Annotated in this window: 14 protein-coding genes and 2 pseudogenes; 8 read left to right on the plus strand and 8 right to left on the minus strand. The window is 72.4% G+C overall.

The window, feature by feature from the left end; genetic code table 11:
* The first annotated feature begins 208 nt into the window (after positions 1 to 208).
* Positions 209 to 703: a MarR family winged helix-turn-helix transcriptional regulator gene (locus tag QRN89_RS01510; RefSeq protein WP_290347512.1), complete on the plus strand. Its 495-nt coding sequence runs from the start codon at positions 209 to 211 to the stop codon at positions 701 to 703.
* On the plus strand, positions 700 to 1,158 hold the full coding sequence (locus tag QRN89_RS01515; protein ID WP_290347513.1) for a winged helix DNA-binding protein: 459 nt from the start codon (positions 700 to 702) through the stop codon (positions 1,156 to 1,158). The genes QRN89_RS01510 and QRN89_RS01515 overlap by 4 nt, the downstream gene beginning before the upstream one ends.
* Positions 1,159 to 1,343: 185 nt before the next feature.
* Here QRN89_RS01515 and QRN89_RS01520 read toward each other — a convergent pair whose 3' ends face one another.
* On the minus strand, positions 1,344 to 1,802 hold the full coding sequence (locus QRN89_RS01520) for a hypothetical protein (protein ID WP_290347514.1): 459 nt from the start codon (positions 1,800 to 1,802) through the stop codon (positions 1,344 to 1,346).
* A 251-nt stretch (positions 1,803 to 2,053) separates the two neighbouring features.
* Between QRN89_RS01520 and QRN89_RS01525 the strand changes: the two genes are divergently transcribed.
* Positions 2,054 to 2,893, plus strand: a complete 840-nt coding sequence (locus tag QRN89_RS01525) for an SDR family oxidoreductase (protein WP_290347515.1) — start codon at positions 2,054 to 2,056, stop codon at positions 2,891 to 2,893.
* 230 nt (positions 2,894 to 3,123) lie between these two features.
* Here the strand turns inward: QRN89_RS01525 and QRN89_RS01530 are convergent, their stop codons facing one another.
* Positions 3,124 to 3,603 (minus strand): DUF6194 family protein, encoded by a 480-nt coding sequence (locus tag QRN89_RS01530; RefSeq protein ID WP_290347516.1) that lies wholly within the window; start codon positions 3,601 to 3,603, stop codon positions 3,124 to 3,126.
* A 40-nt stretch (positions 3,604 to 3,643) separates the two neighbouring features.
* On the minus strand, positions 3,644 to 4,858 hold the full coding sequence (locus QRN89_RS01535; RefSeq protein ID WP_290347517.1) for an RNA-guided endonuclease InsQ/TnpB family protein: 1,215 nt from the start codon (positions 4,856 to 4,858) through the stop codon (positions 3,644 to 3,646).
* A gap of 183 nt (positions 4,859 to 5,041) precedes the next feature.
* Here QRN89_RS01535 and QRN89_RS01540 point away from each other — a divergent pair, with 183 nt between their 5' ends.
* The 3 genes from QRN89_RS01540 (at position 5,042) to QRN89_RS01550 (ending at position 8,454) form a co-directional block, all read left to right on the plus strand.
* Entirely contained in the window at positions 5,042 to 5,791 is a 750-nt protein-coding gene (locus QRN89_RS01540) for a MerR family transcriptional regulator (RefSeq protein ID WP_290347518.1), read from the plus strand.
* Positions 5,792 to 6,145: 354 nt separating this feature from the next.
* On the plus strand, positions 6,146 to 7,312 hold the full coding sequence (locus tag QRN89_RS01545; protein ID WP_290347519.1) for a tetratricopeptide repeat protein: 1,167 nt from the start codon (positions 6,146 to 6,148) through the stop codon (positions 7,310 to 7,312).
* Positions 7,309 to 8,454, plus strand: coding sequence for a polyprenyl synthetase family protein (locus QRN89_RS01550; RefSeq protein ID WP_290347520.1), 1,146 nt, complete (start codon positions 7,309 to 7,311; stop codon positions 8,452 to 8,454). Before QRN89_RS01545 ends, QRN89_RS01550 begins: the two co-directional genes overlap by 4 nt.
* A 129-nt stretch (positions 8,455 to 8,583) precedes the next feature.
* Here the strand turns inward: QRN89_RS01550 and QRN89_RS01555 are convergent, their stop codons facing one another.
* From QRN89_RS01555 to QRN89_RS01570, 4 genes and pseudogenes are all read right to left on the minus strand, one after another.
* The gene (locus QRN89_RS01555) at positions 8,584 to 9,201 is read right to left on the minus strand and encodes a TOPRIM nucleotidyl transferase/hydrolase domain-containing protein (protein ID WP_290347521.1); all 618 of its coding nucleotides are present in this window, start codon (positions 9,199 to 9,201) and stop codon (positions 8,584 to 8,586) included.
* A 212-nt stretch (positions 9,202 to 9,413) separates the two neighbouring features.
* Entirely contained in the window at positions 9,414 to 10,154 is a 741-nt protein-coding gene (locus tag QRN89_RS01560; RefSeq protein WP_290347522.1) for a lysophospholipid acyltransferase family protein, read from the minus strand.
* Positions 10,155 to 10,439: 285 nt separating this feature from the next.
* Positions 10,440 to 10,592: pseudogene (locus QRN89_RS01565) on the minus strand (L-lysine 6-monooxygenase); the annotation flags it as partial.
* 2 nt (positions 10,593 to 10,594) lie between these two features.
* A pseudogene (locus QRN89_RS01570) lies at positions 10,595 to 11,009 on the minus strand (ABC transporter ATP-binding protein); the annotation flags it as partial.
* A gap of 620 nt (positions 11,010 to 11,629) precedes the next feature.
* Between QRN89_RS01570 and QRN89_RS01575 the strand changes: the two are divergent.
* The gene (locus QRN89_RS01575) at positions 11,630 to 12,124 is read left to right on the plus strand and encodes a peroxiredoxin (RefSeq protein WP_290347523.1); all 495 of its coding nucleotides are present in this window, start codon (positions 11,630 to 11,632) and stop codon (positions 12,122 to 12,124) included.
* Positions 12,125 to 12,192: 68 nt separating this feature from the next.
* Here the strand turns inward: QRN89_RS01575 and QRN89_RS01580 are convergent, their stop codons facing one another.
* Positions 12,193 to 12,582, minus strand: a complete 390-nt coding sequence (locus QRN89_RS01580; protein WP_290347524.1) for a hypothetical protein — start codon at positions 12,580 to 12,582, stop codon at positions 12,193 to 12,195.
* Between the two features lie 70 nt (positions 12,583 to 12,652).
* Between QRN89_RS01580 and QRN89_RS01585 the strand changes: the two genes are divergently transcribed.
* On the plus strand, positions 12,653 to 12,919 hold the full coding sequence (locus tag QRN89_RS01585; RefSeq protein WP_290347525.1) for a hypothetical protein: 267 nt from the start codon (positions 12,653 to 12,655) through the stop codon (positions 12,917 to 12,919).
* Positions 12,920 to 13,055: the final 136 nt, after the last annotated feature.

Below are 13,055 nucleotides of genomic sequence, written 5' to 3' on the forward strand. Positions count from 1 at the left end.
TCCGGTCGGCAGTGGCCGTTCCGTCGACCACGGGGCCGTCCGCGACGCTCCGGGACGGTTCAGGCCCGATGAGCAGGCGGTGACGGCGCCGACGGAGCCGGGAACCTCCACCGAGCGGGACTCTCCGGACAGGCGGAGATCCCCCGCCCGGACGTCGCACCGGAATACATAGTAGCCATGGACATAATCGCCATGTACTCTATCGAGCATGAGCAAGGGCGCACCGGGTCCCACGCCCGGCTTCCTGGTATGGCGGCTCGCCAACAAGTGGCGCGTCGCAGTCGATCGAGCCGTGGCTCCGCTGGGCCTCACCCACGCGCAGTACTCACTCGTCGCGTCGCTGTACGGAATGCAGCGCGGCGGTGAGCGACCCAGTCAGCGCCGACTCGCCGACCACACCGGTCTGGAGGCGCTGTACGTGTCGAAGCTGGCGCGCGCCCTGGAGTCGGCCGGGCTGATCGAACGCACCCGTGATCCCCGTGACCCTCGCGCCGTGCAACTCGCCCTCACCGAGCAGGGACAGGCCGTCACGCAGCAGGCCATCACGAAAGTCCAGGAACTGCTCCAGCAGTTGCTGCAACCGCTCGGCGGTCTCGACGCGCCGCGGACACGCGCGTTCACCGGCGAGTTGACGACCCTGCTCGACGCACCTCTCGCTCCCTCCGTACCGAACGACGAGAGCACCAAGGGGACAGGACCATGACCACCACCGCATACACCGGCACCTCACCTCTCGCCGACGCCCGTGCCCTCGGGCTCGCCCACTACGCCGCCCGCGGCGTCCTCGAGCACGTCCTGGCCCGGCACGGCATCACCTTCCAGCAGCAGATCGCCCTGCGCGCCGCCGTCACCGCCGACGCCCGGCAGACGCCGGAGGAACTGGTCGCCCAGGTCCGGGGCTCCCTCAAGGCCGACCCCGCAGACATCCGCACCACCCTCGACGAACTACTGGCCAGGGAACTGCTCGTCGCGGACGGCGCGCACCTCCGCCCCACGGGCGCGGGCCGCGAATTGCTCACCGCCGTCGCTGCGGACACCGCCCCCCTCACCGCACATGTCTGGGGCGGGATACCCGCAGAGGACCTGGCCGCCGCCGGCCGTGTCCTCGCCCTGGTCACCGAGCGCGCCAACGCCGAGCTTGCGGCGCTGACCGCCTGACCGCCCGCTCCGGCGGGCCCCCGCAGGGCGAGTCCCGCGGGGCCCGCCGGCGCTCCCACGCCGGGCCGGGGTTGCGCCTGCCGCGTACGGTACGGCCGGCATGACGGCGGGGCATGCCGACTCCGGTCGGACGCCGACGTGCTGCCCGCCCCGGCTCAACGGCCGTGCGGGTGGCCGCGCTCGGATCACTCGGGCACCTGAATACTGGCGCTCCAACGCACGTTGCCGGCTGTCTCGATGTGGAAACGCCCCTTGCCGCCCTCGGCGAGGTCGAGTTGGTTGGCGCTCATGCGGGGTGTCGTGCTCGGGCAGGAAACGGTGAACTCCCCCACGGTGTCGATGACCAGCGTGAGGCTGCCGGTTCCGCTGTCGGCGACGCAGTTGACGTTCACCCAGGTGACGCCCCTGCCGAGTCGGACGACACCGAGGTCCGCCGCGCCGCGTCGAGGTCCACCGTGGGCGATCTGCCGGTGGCCGGGCGGAAGCTCCGGTGGAGTCAGCACCACGTCCGACGTCGCGTCGGACGGCGAGCCCCATGGTGCGCTCGGACCGGGTGCGGGCTGGTCGGTCCTCGTGCACCCCATGGCCGTCGTCGCGGTGGCGGTGATGACGACGGCGGTCGCGGCAATGCGGGAAAGGGTCATCGGGAACGGACCTCTGGATGGCTGAATCCCACGGCCTTGTCCCTCCCCCGGCCGGCCGCTGTTTCGGCGCCAGGGTACCCGCAGGGCCCCGGTCGCGGACAGTGGACGGAACCGCCCCGGTAATGCGCCGAGCACGCTCTCGCACGCCCCTTCCGGAGTGATGACCGCGGGCCGGGAGACGGACGACCATGAGGTGCCGCGGTGTTCACCTCCGCGACGGGGAGGCACAGACCGGACGCACAGGGGGAACGATGGCACGACGATGGCTGGTGACGGGGTGTTCCTCGGGGCTGGGGTACGCATTGGCCACGGCGGCCGCTGAAGCGGGCCACCGGGTGGCCGCCACCGCGCGCAGGTCCGAGGCGCTCGAAGGACTGGCTCGTGCGTGGCCCGGCCGGATCACTCCGCTGGCCCTGGAGCTGCGCGACGCGGCCCAGTGCGAAGAGGCCGTGCGCAGTGCCTGCGACGTCCTCGGGGGCATCGACGTCCTCGTCAACAACGCGGGAAGCGGCCTGTTCGGCACGGTCGAGGAGGTCTGCGATGCCGAGGTGCGGGACCAGTTGGAAACCCTGGTCGTCGGTCCCTGGCGCCTCACGCGACTCGTCCTGCCGCTCATGCGGGCCCAGGGCCACGGGCACATCGTCAATGTGTCCTCCGTGGCCGGCCGTATGGCCTTCCCGGGGCTGGGAACGTACGTGGCCGGCAAGCACGCCCTGGAAGGGATGAGCCAGGCGCTGGCGGCCGAGGTCGCCCCGCTCGGCATCCGCGTCACCGTGGTGGAACCGGGGAGCTTCGCCACCCGTTACGGGACGGCCCTCGGCGAGGCACGCCACCAGCTCCCGGCCTATGCCGAGTTGACCGGCGACATGCTCGCCGCCTGCCGGGGAATGGCCGACGACCCTGCCAGCGGACGCCCCGAGGACTTCGCCGCCCGGGTCCTCGACATCGTCGGCGCCGGCGCCTCGGCGCCCCTGCGGATTCCCATCGGCGACGACGCCTATGCCTATCTGGGCGTGGCCGAACAGGCAGCCAGGGCAGAGCTCGACGCGGCTCGCGCTCTCATGCGAGCGGCGCCGTCGCCTCAGGGCTGACGCTGCGGCGAACGACGGGCCGGGCCGCCCGAACACCGCCGGGCAGCCGGACGGCTCGCCGGCCTCCGGGACGGACAAACGGAAGCGGTCCACGAACACGACCTCCCCGGGCGGCGACGACCTCCGGCACCCGCCGGCCACGTGGTGGTGGACTCTCTGCGCCTCGTGTCGCGCTCGTGTCGCCCCCGGGCGAGGCGGACAGCGGGCCGTGCACGTACGCGTCGGCCGTGTCAGTCGCATCCGGGCGGCCCCGACCGTCCGCGTCGCCGCTCGCATCGGGCACGAGCGGCGTCGTGTGCATCGCGCAGAAGCCGGATGACCGTGTCCGTCGTGCGCTCGCCGGGATTGACGACCGAGATCCAGCCGAGCGGGCCGTGGACCGGGTGCGGCATCACACGGTCCACGGCCGCATGGTCGCGGGGCAGGCTGAGACGGCGCGGCTCCTCCCCGGTGAGTTCACGGAACGTCGCCCGGTCGACGTGGATGTTCACTCGCCATCGGTCCGGTGGGTCGAGGTCGGAAGCGGAGTCGTCCGGATAGTTCTTCGTGACGACGGTTGCGTACGGCTGCGCGGGCCGAGGCATCGGCCCGTCAGGGGCGTAGGAGAAGAAGACATCCCCCCAGGCCACTTCGGGAGAGCCGTCGCCCGGCCCAGGGACGACGACGAGGGCGCCTTCGAGGCCTCGCACGGCGGCGATGATCTGTTCCATACTCGTGACTCCTCCACCCCGTAAACGGGGTGGCTTCTCGCTATGCCGGTTGGGCTTTGCGACGGACCAGCCCGGCCCGTAGAACGTTGGTGGCTCCCACTGTGTCGGCGTGTGCGGTGTGGTTGCAGGCGACGCAGTGGAACTTCTCCTGCGTGCGCCGGTTCTCCTTGGCGGTGTGTCCGCATTCGGGGCACCGCCGGGAGGTGTTGCGGGGGTCCACGGCGATCACTTCCCGTCCGGCGCTTTCAGCCTTGGCGTTGAGGATCGTCAGGAACACCCCCCAACCGGCATCGTTGATCGAGCGGTTCAGCCCGGCCTTGGCGGCGGCTCCGTTGTGCAGGAAGCTGCCTGGTGTCTCGGTGTCGGGCCTCGGTGCGGGGGACCGGCTCATGTTGCAGATCTTGAGGTCTTCGTGCGCGATGAAGTCGTGCTCACGGACCAGCGCGAGCGCGGTCTTGTGTGCGTGGTCGAGGCGCTGGCGGCGTACCTTGCCGTGCAGCTTGGCGACCTTCTCCACCGCCCGGCGGTGATTCGCCGTGCGCTTGTCCCGGCGGACACGCAGGAACCGGGAAAGAGCTTTCTGTGCGGCTTCGAGCCGGGCGGCGTTGCTGCGACCGTGGCGGGGGTTGGGGACGAATCCGCCGCCTGAGTCGGCGAGGAAGTTGGCGATGCCCAGGTCGATGCCGACCGCGCTGCCGGTCGCGGGCAGCGGCTCCGGCCGCTCTTGCTCGGCGGTCAGCACGACGAACCACTTACGGCCCTCGTGCTTGACCGAGACCGTCTTGACCTTGCCGACCACGGGCCGGTGCTGATGCACCTTGACATGCCCGACACCCTGACATCGGACGCGGGTGACCGGGTCGTGCGGGGTGGAGTCCCACCGGCAGCCGTCGCCGTCCCTCGGGAACTCCACCGTGTCGAACCAGTGGACTCCACGGAAGCGGGGATAGCCCGGCACTTCCCGGGCCTTGATCCGCCGGAAGAACGCCTGCATCGCCTTGTCCAGCCGGCGAAGCGTGGCCTGCTGGGAGGAGAACGACCAGCGGCCCTGACGCTCCGGATCGAACGCCCTGATCTCTTTGAGCTGCGCCGACTGCATCCCGTACTTGACGCTCGTCTTCGAGCCGTGCCGGTAGGCGTCACGGCGTTCCTGCAACGCCCCGTTGTACAGGGAGCAGTGATCCCGCAGCATCTCGCCGAGCGCGGCCTGCTGACCCACGGTGGGCCGCATGAGGAACTTGTACGCACGGATCACCCGGCCCACCCCCTTCCAACTGGCCTGATCAACCTAATGCACGCCACTGACAACGCTGCGAACCCCGCCGCTGCGCGGCTCCGGCCCCAGGATCGGATTCCCTCCCCGCCTGAAGGCGGGGATTCCCTCCGAAGGGGAGCGATGGTTCAAGCATCACCTTCAAGTGCTCATGTGGGGTTGGCCATGGAGGAACCGGAGAACGGGCCGCGCGGAGCACCTCTCCGCACGGTCGACGTCGCCAGAGTGTCGGGATACTCCCTGCAGCAGGTCCGCGACCTGGAAAGGCTCGGAGTCATTCCCACGGCTGCCCGGTCGGGCAACGGCTACCGCTCGTACACAACGGTTCATGTGACGGCCCTGCGCGCGTACCGAGGTCTCGCAGCCGCCGTCGGCCCCGTCGCCGCCCGCCGGATGCTCCCGGAGCTGCGGACGGCGACGATCACGGAGGCGGCCTCGGCGGTCAGCGCGCTCCACGTCCAACTCACTTGGGAACGGGACGAGGCCCTGCTCGCTCAGGAAGCCCTGCGGGCGGCGCGGGCCGAGGTGGATGCTTCGGCGTCCGAGCGGGAGAGCGACGCCATGACGATCACCGAGCTCGCCGGAGCACTTGCCGTGCGCCCCTCGACCCTGCGCTTCTGGGAGCAGGAAGGGCTGCTCGTGCCCGAGCGAGTGACGTCGCTGCGGGCGCGCCGGTACGGCCTTCCCGCCGTCAGGACGGCACGGATCGTGGCGGCCCTTCGGGGAGCCGGCTACGGCATCCCCGCGGTGCGCGAGATCCTCGGCTCCCTGCAGGGGCCCGCCGGCCCGGAGGAGACCCGACGCATTCTGGCGCACCGCCTCGACCAGGTCGCCGCACGGACCGTGGCGCTGCTCCGGGCGGGCTCGGACCTGGCGGCCGTGGTCCTGTACGAGCGGGAGACCGACGCCGGTTGACGGGTCCGCGGCGTCGGTGGCCCGAGGCACCACCGGCGCGGAGCGTCACGACCCGGCCGCGGGTTCCGGCAGGGCCCGGTTCCGTCGCGGAACCCCCGGACCGGTCGGTGCCGCGGGTCCGGCCGGTCCGGCCGTCGTGACGGCGATGCCGGACAGCGGCGACCGGATCCGTCACCGCGGGCGGGCCGTCGCAGGGCGCAGGACTGCCGTACACCTCGCCGACGATCTCCTCCCGCGCCCGTAGCACTTGAGTATGACGCGGCCCCCGTACCGAGACTGATATCGCGGCTCATGCGGAACCTCCGCCCTCCGTCGGCATCTTGATCACCAAGTCGACCGGAGGAGAGAGTTTTGATGGCCAGTCAGGTGAGCGCGACGGAGCGGGCGAAGGCTTCCGCCCCGGAGTACCAGGGTGCTCTCGGGTCGCTCTCGGTGAACGCCTCGCTCCCGGAGGTGCTCGCCCGGGGCGTGGAGGAGTTGCGGGCGGCGGAGCGGGCCGGTGACCGGCGGGAGGTTGCTCGCTGCGGGCTGGCCGTGGCCGAGGCGTGCCGGCGGCTGGGGCGTGTCGAGGAGGCGGACCGGGCGTGGAAGGCGAGCTACCGGGCAGCTCGTTCGGCCGGTCACGAGGGCGCGATGGCGTGGGCCCTGTGGAGTGGGGGCACGCTGGCCCGGCAGCGGGGGTCGTTCGCTCTGGCGTACCGCTTGCTGCGGCTGGCGGCGGACATGGGCAAGCAGGGTGGCGACGTCGTCGTACGGGGCTATTCGCTGGCCGGGCTCGCCGAGACGGGGCGGATCCAGGGCGACTACGAGGCGGTGGGCAGGCTGCACGAGCAGCTACTGGCCGAGGCCCGCCGTCGTGGCGAGGCCCGGCACACGGTGTGGGCCCTGGAGGGCATCGCGCAGATGCACCGCAACACCGGTGCCTACGACAAGGCCCTGGCACTGTTCGAGGAGGCGGCCGACACGGCGCTGCGTGCGGAGGACCGGCGCGGGTGGGCCTGGGCGCTGCGCGGCATCGCGGACGTGGTGTCCGTGCGCGACGGCGAGGTGGAACGCGCCCTGTCGCTGTTGTCGCAGGCGGAGGAGGCCTGCCGTGACATGCGCTTGTCGAGCGCGCTCGCCTACAACCACAAGATGCAGGGCAACGTGCTGTACCGTGCGGGCCGTTACGCCGAGGCCCGGGAGCTCTACGAGCGGGCGCTGGAGGAGTTCCGCGACATGGAGGAGCCTCGGGGGACGGCACTGTCGCGGCTGGGGCTGGTCAAGGCACGTGCCCGACTGGGTCGGGACGCCTCCCGCAGCGCGGCCGAGCTGGCGGAGCTGCGCTCGACGCTGGACCGCATCGGGCTGCGCCACGCCCGGGAGATGGTGGAGAAGGCGGCGGCCGAGCTGGGGGTGGGGCCGTTGCCGGACGGCGGCGGGGAGCAGGTGCCGGACGGCGGTGTGGGCCGTGGGGAGCCGGTGCTGCCGGCGGGCGGAGCGGAAGCGCTGCGGGCGGCGGATGTGGAGGGCCTGCGATGAGCGCCTCCTCGTCATCGGTGTACGCCCCTGCCGGGTCGGCAGAAGCTGCCGGGGCGCCGGACGTTCCCGGGTCGCCGGACGCTGCCGAGGCAGGTGCGTCGCGCGGCGGCAACGCCGCTGTGGGCCGCGTTCTGAGGCGCTGTCGTGAGCTGGTGCGGCCGGCGCTGGTGGAGGCGGTGGGGCAGCTGCATCCGTGGACCGGTGAGATGGCGGCGTACGCGCTGGGCTGGCGCGATGCGGCCGGGACACCCGATCCCGGCGGCTCCGAGGGAAAGGGCGTGCGGCAGGCGCTCACCGTGCTGGGGGCCGAGGCGGTGGGGGCTGACGGCGGTGTGGCCGTCGCGGGGGCGGTGGCCGTGGAGCTGGTGCACACGTTCTCCCTGATGCACGACGACATCATGGACGGTGACGGCCTGCGGCGGCAGCGCGCGGCGGTGTGGAAGGCCTATGGGACGGGTCCGGCTGTCCTGGCCGGGGACGCGCTCCTCGCCCTCGCCGTGCAGTGTCTGGCCGAGGCACCGGGGCCGCGGACGGGGGACGCCGTACGGCTGTTGTGCGGGACGCTCAACGCGCTCGTCAGCGGCCAGGCGGAGGACCTGCGGTTCGAACGGCTCCCGTGGAGCGGGCCGGACGCGGTGCGGATGGACCAGTACCGGTCGATGGCGGAGCAGAAGACGGGGGCCCTGCTCGGCTGCGCGGTCGCGCTCGGTGCGGTGCTGGGCGGCGCTCCTGCCGGAACGGTGGGGGTGCTGGAGCGGGCCGGGCGGCATCTGGGCGTGGCCTTCCAGGCGGTGGACGATCTGCTGGGCATCTGGGGTGAGCCGGCGGTGACGGGAAAGCCCGTCCACGGCGACCTGCGAATGCGCAAGAAGACCTATCCGGTGCTCGCCGCGCTGGCGGGAGATGGTCCGGCCGCGCGCGAGCTGGGGGTACTGCTGGAGTCGTCCGGGCCGTTGGACGGCGCGGCGGCGGCGCACGCCGCCGTGCTGGTGGAGGAGGCGGGCGGGCGGGCCGCGACCCGTGCGGAGGCGCGCCGGCATCTCGGCGCCGCGCGCCACGCCCTGCCGGGTGGGGGACTCGCGCCGGGTGCGGCCGGGGAACTGGACGCGCTGTTCGCCTGCTTGCTGGACCGCAGGTGGTGAACGGGCGGTCGGTGAGGCGCCGGGGCGGCGACGCACGGCCCCGGCGTGTCCCCGGACCCGCCGGCCGCGCGCTCGGGTCGTGACCGGTCGACGCGACGGAGCACGAGACGGGCGCTCGGCGCCCGGCGGTCAGAGGCTGGTGAGCAGGTCGTCGAGCGGGGCCGGTACGCCTTCGGGGTCGAGTGCTTCGACGAGGACGTGACCGTAGCGGATCTTGCGCCCCTTCTTCGTCCCGAGGAAGCGCCGCAACTGCTGCTGTGGCGTGCGGCCCTGCTGCGCGGGCTGGCGCTGGAAGGTCTCCAGGGCGCGCAGGTCGCCTTCCGCCCGGACGAGTTCCTCCACGCGTGTCACGCCCAGCGCGCGGATGAGTTCGTCCTCCAGGTCCGCGGCGCAGACGAAGAACCCCTGCGGTGTTGCGCCGGCCCGCTCCCAGCCGCGGGCGTAGTACCGGCGCTCCGCCTCGTCGCAGAGTCCCGTGAGGCGGAGGCCCAGCCCGGGCGGGCCGAGGAGGTGGGCGAAGCGCCCGACGTTCATCGCACCGCCCATGGACAGCACGCAGACGCCCTCGGCCGCCAGGTCCCGGCCGCGGCTCGCCGCCAGCACGCCGACGGCGGCGACGTCGCTCGGCCCCTCGAGGAGGACGACCGTGCGGACGCGCGACCGCGCTGCCAGCTCCCGGGCTCCGTCGCCGGGCCCACCGGCCGCCCATTGGGTGACCGCCTCCTGGAACAACCCCATGTCACTCATGAACCGAGTCTCCGTTCTTTCCGGCGGACGCGGTAGGCAATTTCCGTGGGCGCGACGACCGGCGGTGGGCCTCGCGCACCACGCCCGACCAGCACAACGGCTTCCGGGCCACCGGCTTCCCCGGCCCGCCGTCCCTGCCGGGTTCCCCATCACGGCTTCCACAGGCCTCCGTTGCCGTCGAGTGGGGACCAGCGCGGCTCCCACCGTGTGCGTCACCGCCGCCGGGCCAGGCCGGGAACGGCGCCACGATCCGCCGAACGCCCCGTTCCGTGCCGGGGCGCAGCCGGACTCGGGAAGCGGTGCGCGGCGGGTTCGCCCAGCCGGGCGGCCGCCGTCAGCCAGGCAGCCGTCACCGCACCGTGCGCCTCGGCGGTACGGGCGGACCGGTCGCCCCTGAGACGGACCGGTGCTCCGACGTGGACGTGCAGGGCCGGGCGGCGCAGGGGCGCGGTGGCCAGACCAGCGATCTGCTTGGCGACGTTCCCCGAGGTGACCCGGCGGGCCCCGGCCTGGCCCACGGGTACGACAGGCGCACCCGTGCGCCCGGCGAGTCGCGCGAGGCCGCTGCGGAAGGCCACGGGCGGGGATTCGGCGGAGTCCGCACGGGGCGGGATCCCGCCCTCCCCGTAGATGAGGACGAGTCGTCCCTCCCCCAGTGCGGCCGCGGCGAGGTCGAGGCAGCGGGCGGCGCGCCGGTCGTTGCGGTGTACGGGGATGTGGCCCCCGCGGGCGAGCACGCCGCCCAGCACGGGGATGCGCCACAGACCCGCGGTGGCCATGACGACGGGTTCGACGCCGAGGTGGTGCAGCGCGGCGAGAACGACGGCCGGGTCGGCGAGCGAGGTGTGGTTGGCGGCGATGATGCTGCCCGGCGCGAGGACGGCACGGGTGTCCGTGGTCACGGTGAGTCGGCCGAAGGCCGGCACCAGGACCTCGGCGAGGCGGCTGAGCATGTGGTCTCCCGGTCTCGGCGGTGATGGTCCTCATCGTCGAGTGCGGGATCCGGCCGGGCATGAGCACGAGTACTCACCGTCGCCCGTGCCGGATACCCAGACCGGGAGCGCCGAGGTGTCCGGCAGCGCCGGCGCGCAGGACACGCAGGACAGGCAGGCAGGCTTACCCAAGGCATCGTTCAGGACGTGGGAGGGGATCACGGCAATCCGCCCCGGACGCACCGCGACGGCGACCGCGCGGCCCGCCGGACGCCAGCGGAGCCGCGGCGCCGGCGGCACGCACGCTCAGGCGGCGGAGTCCGTCCTGGACGTACGTGCCGCCCGGTCGGCGAAGAGCGCGCCGCAGATCTCCCCGGCCCGCACCGCGGTCGTCGACAGCAGGGTCGACGCGAGACCGTGGGTGTGCTCCGTGCCGCCCTGGAGACAGACGGCCGCCGTCTCACGGCCATGGACACGGCGCCGACCCGTTTGGCGTCCTCGGTGGCGATGTTCGCCAGTTCGCCCGGCAACCGGCCGTCCTCGGCGCCTCCTTCGGGTGCGAGGACGCGCTCGACGAGAGCGACGCGGAGCAGATGGGCGGCCGTCAACGAGGCGCGTTCGCCCGCCCGGGCGCCGTACCGGAAACTGAAGGAGAGCCCGACGTAGACGACGGCGAGCACGCCGAGCCACAGCATCAGACCAGCGGCATCCCCCTCGACGACTCCCTGATCGACGGCCAGTCCGAATGAGGACGGGCACGACCGCCTCGCCACCCTGATGGCACGCCCCGAGGAGCACGCCGAGCGCGACGGAGCGACGCTGGCCGCGGACTGCGCGCCACAGCACGTCCCGTCCCCGGAGCTCCGGCTTCTCCACGCATCCCTCCGGATACGGCTCAGAAGTGCCCGGGAACCGCACGACAACTTAGGCAAGGCTAACCATCTTTGACGCCCTTCGCCCCCCTCCTTCCGGACGGGAAGTCGTCGATCGGCGCGGCGGTCGTCTTGGCCGCGCACCGCTCGATGTCGCCACCGGGTCGCCCCGCGCACGGATGACCGTCGGCACACCATCGGCCCGGGTCTCCAACCGGCCTGGCGATTGCGCCACTTCATCGATTCCGCACGCTTCAGGTGGGCGCGGCCCGAGCACCATGTCGTCCCGCCGGCCCCGCCGCTCGCCCGAAGCGCAGGAGAGGACTTCCGTGCTCTGCACGAGAATCACCGACGCCCGCCCGGCGCCGGCCGGGAGCGGGGGCGCCCGCGCGGGCACGGGCCCGCGCGGGGGCCGGTCAGGTGCGGGGGCCGGTCAGGTGCGGTCACCGACAGTTCGAAGACCGCCCGCGGGCCCGGGCCCGCGCGCCGGCCGGGCCGCGGTCGCGGCTCCGAATGCCGGTGCCCCGGTGGCGCCGCCCCTCGGCGGGCCTGACACGATGGGCGCCGCTGCACCGGGCACGGTCGGTGACAGCTCATCACGGTCGTTCCGATACGGAGGCGTACATGAGCGCAGGCCCTCGAGTGGGCGAGCAGATCGCCGACTTCTCCCTGCCGGGCGGTGTCCTGGTGGGCGACTCGTTCGAGCGCCGCGAGTTCACCGCGTCCGGGCAGCGGGGCACACCGCTCATGCTCGCCTTCTACCCCGGTGACGACACTCCGGTGTGCACCAAGCAGCTGTGCTCCTACTCCAGCGGGCTGGAGGTGTTCGAGGACTGCGGCGCGCTGGTGTGGGGCATCAGCCCCCAGAGCGTGGACAGCCACGAGGCCTTCGCCAGGAAGCACTCACTGCGCATCCCGCTGCTCGCCGACACCGACCGCACGGTCTCGAAGGCGTTCGGCGTCAGCACCCCGGGCATCGGTCTGCGCCGCGCCGTGTTCCTCGTCGCCCCGGACGGAACCCTGCACTGGAAGCACGTCTCCCTCCTCGGCATGACGTTCCAGAGCGTCTCGACCCTCTCCGCCCAGCTGGAGGCGATGGGGAAGCACCCCTCACGCTAGATGATCAGTTCCAAGGGATGCCTCCGGAGGGTGTGGGGCGGGCGGCGGCCGAGGACACCGCGAGACGGTCAGGCGGCGGGGTCGACTTCGGGGTGCGTGAACCGCAGGGGCTTGCCCAGCGACCGGGCGTAGGCGATTTCGGCTCGGGTGCTGTCTCCGATGTAGTCGCCGACTACGAGCACCTCATCAGCGAGCCGGATCTTCGCCCGGTGCAGATCGTCGAGTCGAACCTTCAGCGCCTCGGCCTCGGCAGGATCGGACCAGAGTTCGTGCGGCGACTTCATGTCGCAGCCCGGTTTGACGACAATCCTTCCGGCTCCGGTCTCCCGCAGATCGGCCTCGTTCATCTCGATCATGAAGCGGGTGGAGCCGCAGATCACGACGATGTGCGGGAGGTTCAACAGCTTCTTCGCGTCGGCGAGCTTCCCCTCGGGGGTGAGCAGTTGCGGGTATGACACCGGTTCCTCCTGGTGGTGTGGTCCAAGGGGTGCCTGCGGAGACGAGAACGAGGGTGTCCAAGATCGTTTTGTGACGAACGACGTGGACACCCTCGCGGCAGCACTCTATGCGACGACCGACGACATGCTGAAGGAGCATCCCGACCTGGACGCTTCGCCTGGATCATCCAGTGCCGCATCAGGCAACGTTCGCCCCGTCGCGACGCCCGGCACGGCGACTCGCGGCGTTGCCGAATCCACCGAGTGGACCCACTGCGAGGTCGATCCGCGCCTCGCGATCCCTCCCCTCGGCCCGGAGGGGCCGGGGAGACCCCACGCACCGGACGCCGCTCCCTGACGGGCACTCCCCGCCCGACGCGGTACGAGTCCTCCGGCCGCGGGTCCGGAGGTCGAGGCACCGTGATCCGAGTGGCCGGCCTTCCCCTCGAATGCCGCGCCGGCGACGGACCTTGACGGGTTCGCGTCGCCTTCGC

Source organism: Streptomyces sp. HUAS CB01 (genome assembly GCF_030406905.1).
In the GTDB taxonomy this organism is placed as follows: domain Bacteria; phylum Actinomycetota; class Actinomycetes; order Streptomycetales; family Streptomycetaceae; genus Streptomyces; species Streptomyces chengbuensis.

Coding starts and splice junctions, on each gene's coding strand:
- QRN89_RS01550 (WP_290347520.1), top strand. CDS start 7,309: ATGAGCGCCTCCTCGTCATCGGTGTACGCCCCTGCCGGGTCGGCAGAA.
- QRN89_RS01520 (WP_290347514.1), bottom strand. CDS start 1,802: ATGACCCTTTCCCGCATTGCCGCGACCGCCGTCGTCATCACCGCCACC.
- QRN89_RS01515 (WP_290347513.1), top strand. CDS start 700: ATGACCACCACCGCATACACCGGCACCTCACCTCTCGCCGACGCCCGT.
- QRN89_RS01575 (WP_290347523.1), top strand. CDS start 11,630: ATGAGCGCAGGCCCTCGAGTGGGCGAGCAGATCGCCGACTTCTCCCTG.
- QRN89_RS01560 (WP_290347522.1), bottom strand. CDS start 10,154: ATGCTCAGCCGCCTCGCCGAGGTCCTGGTGCCGGCCTTCGGCCGACTC.
- QRN89_RS01545 (WP_290347519.1), top strand. CDS start 6,146: ATGGCCAGTCAGGTGAGCGCGACGGAGCGGGCGAAGGCTTCCGCCCCG.
- QRN89_RS01510 (WP_290347512.1), top strand. CDS start 209: ATGAGCAAGGGCGCACCGGGTCCCACGCCCGGCTTCCTGGTATGGCGG.
- QRN89_RS01555 (WP_290347521.1), bottom strand. CDS start 9,201: ATGAGTGACATGGGGTTGTTCCAGGAGGCGGTCACCCAATGGGCGGCC.
- QRN89_RS01530 (WP_290347516.1), bottom strand. CDS start 3,603: ATGGAACAGATCATCGCCGCCGTGCGAGGCCTCGAAGGCGCCCTCGTC.
- QRN89_RS01525 (WP_290347515.1), top strand. CDS start 2,054: ATGGCACGACGATGGCTGGTGACGGGGTGTTCCTCGGGGCTGGGGTAC.
- QRN89_RS01540 (WP_290347518.1), top strand. CDS start 5,042: ATGGAGGAACCGGAGAACGGGCCGCGCGGAGCACCTCTCCGCACGGTC.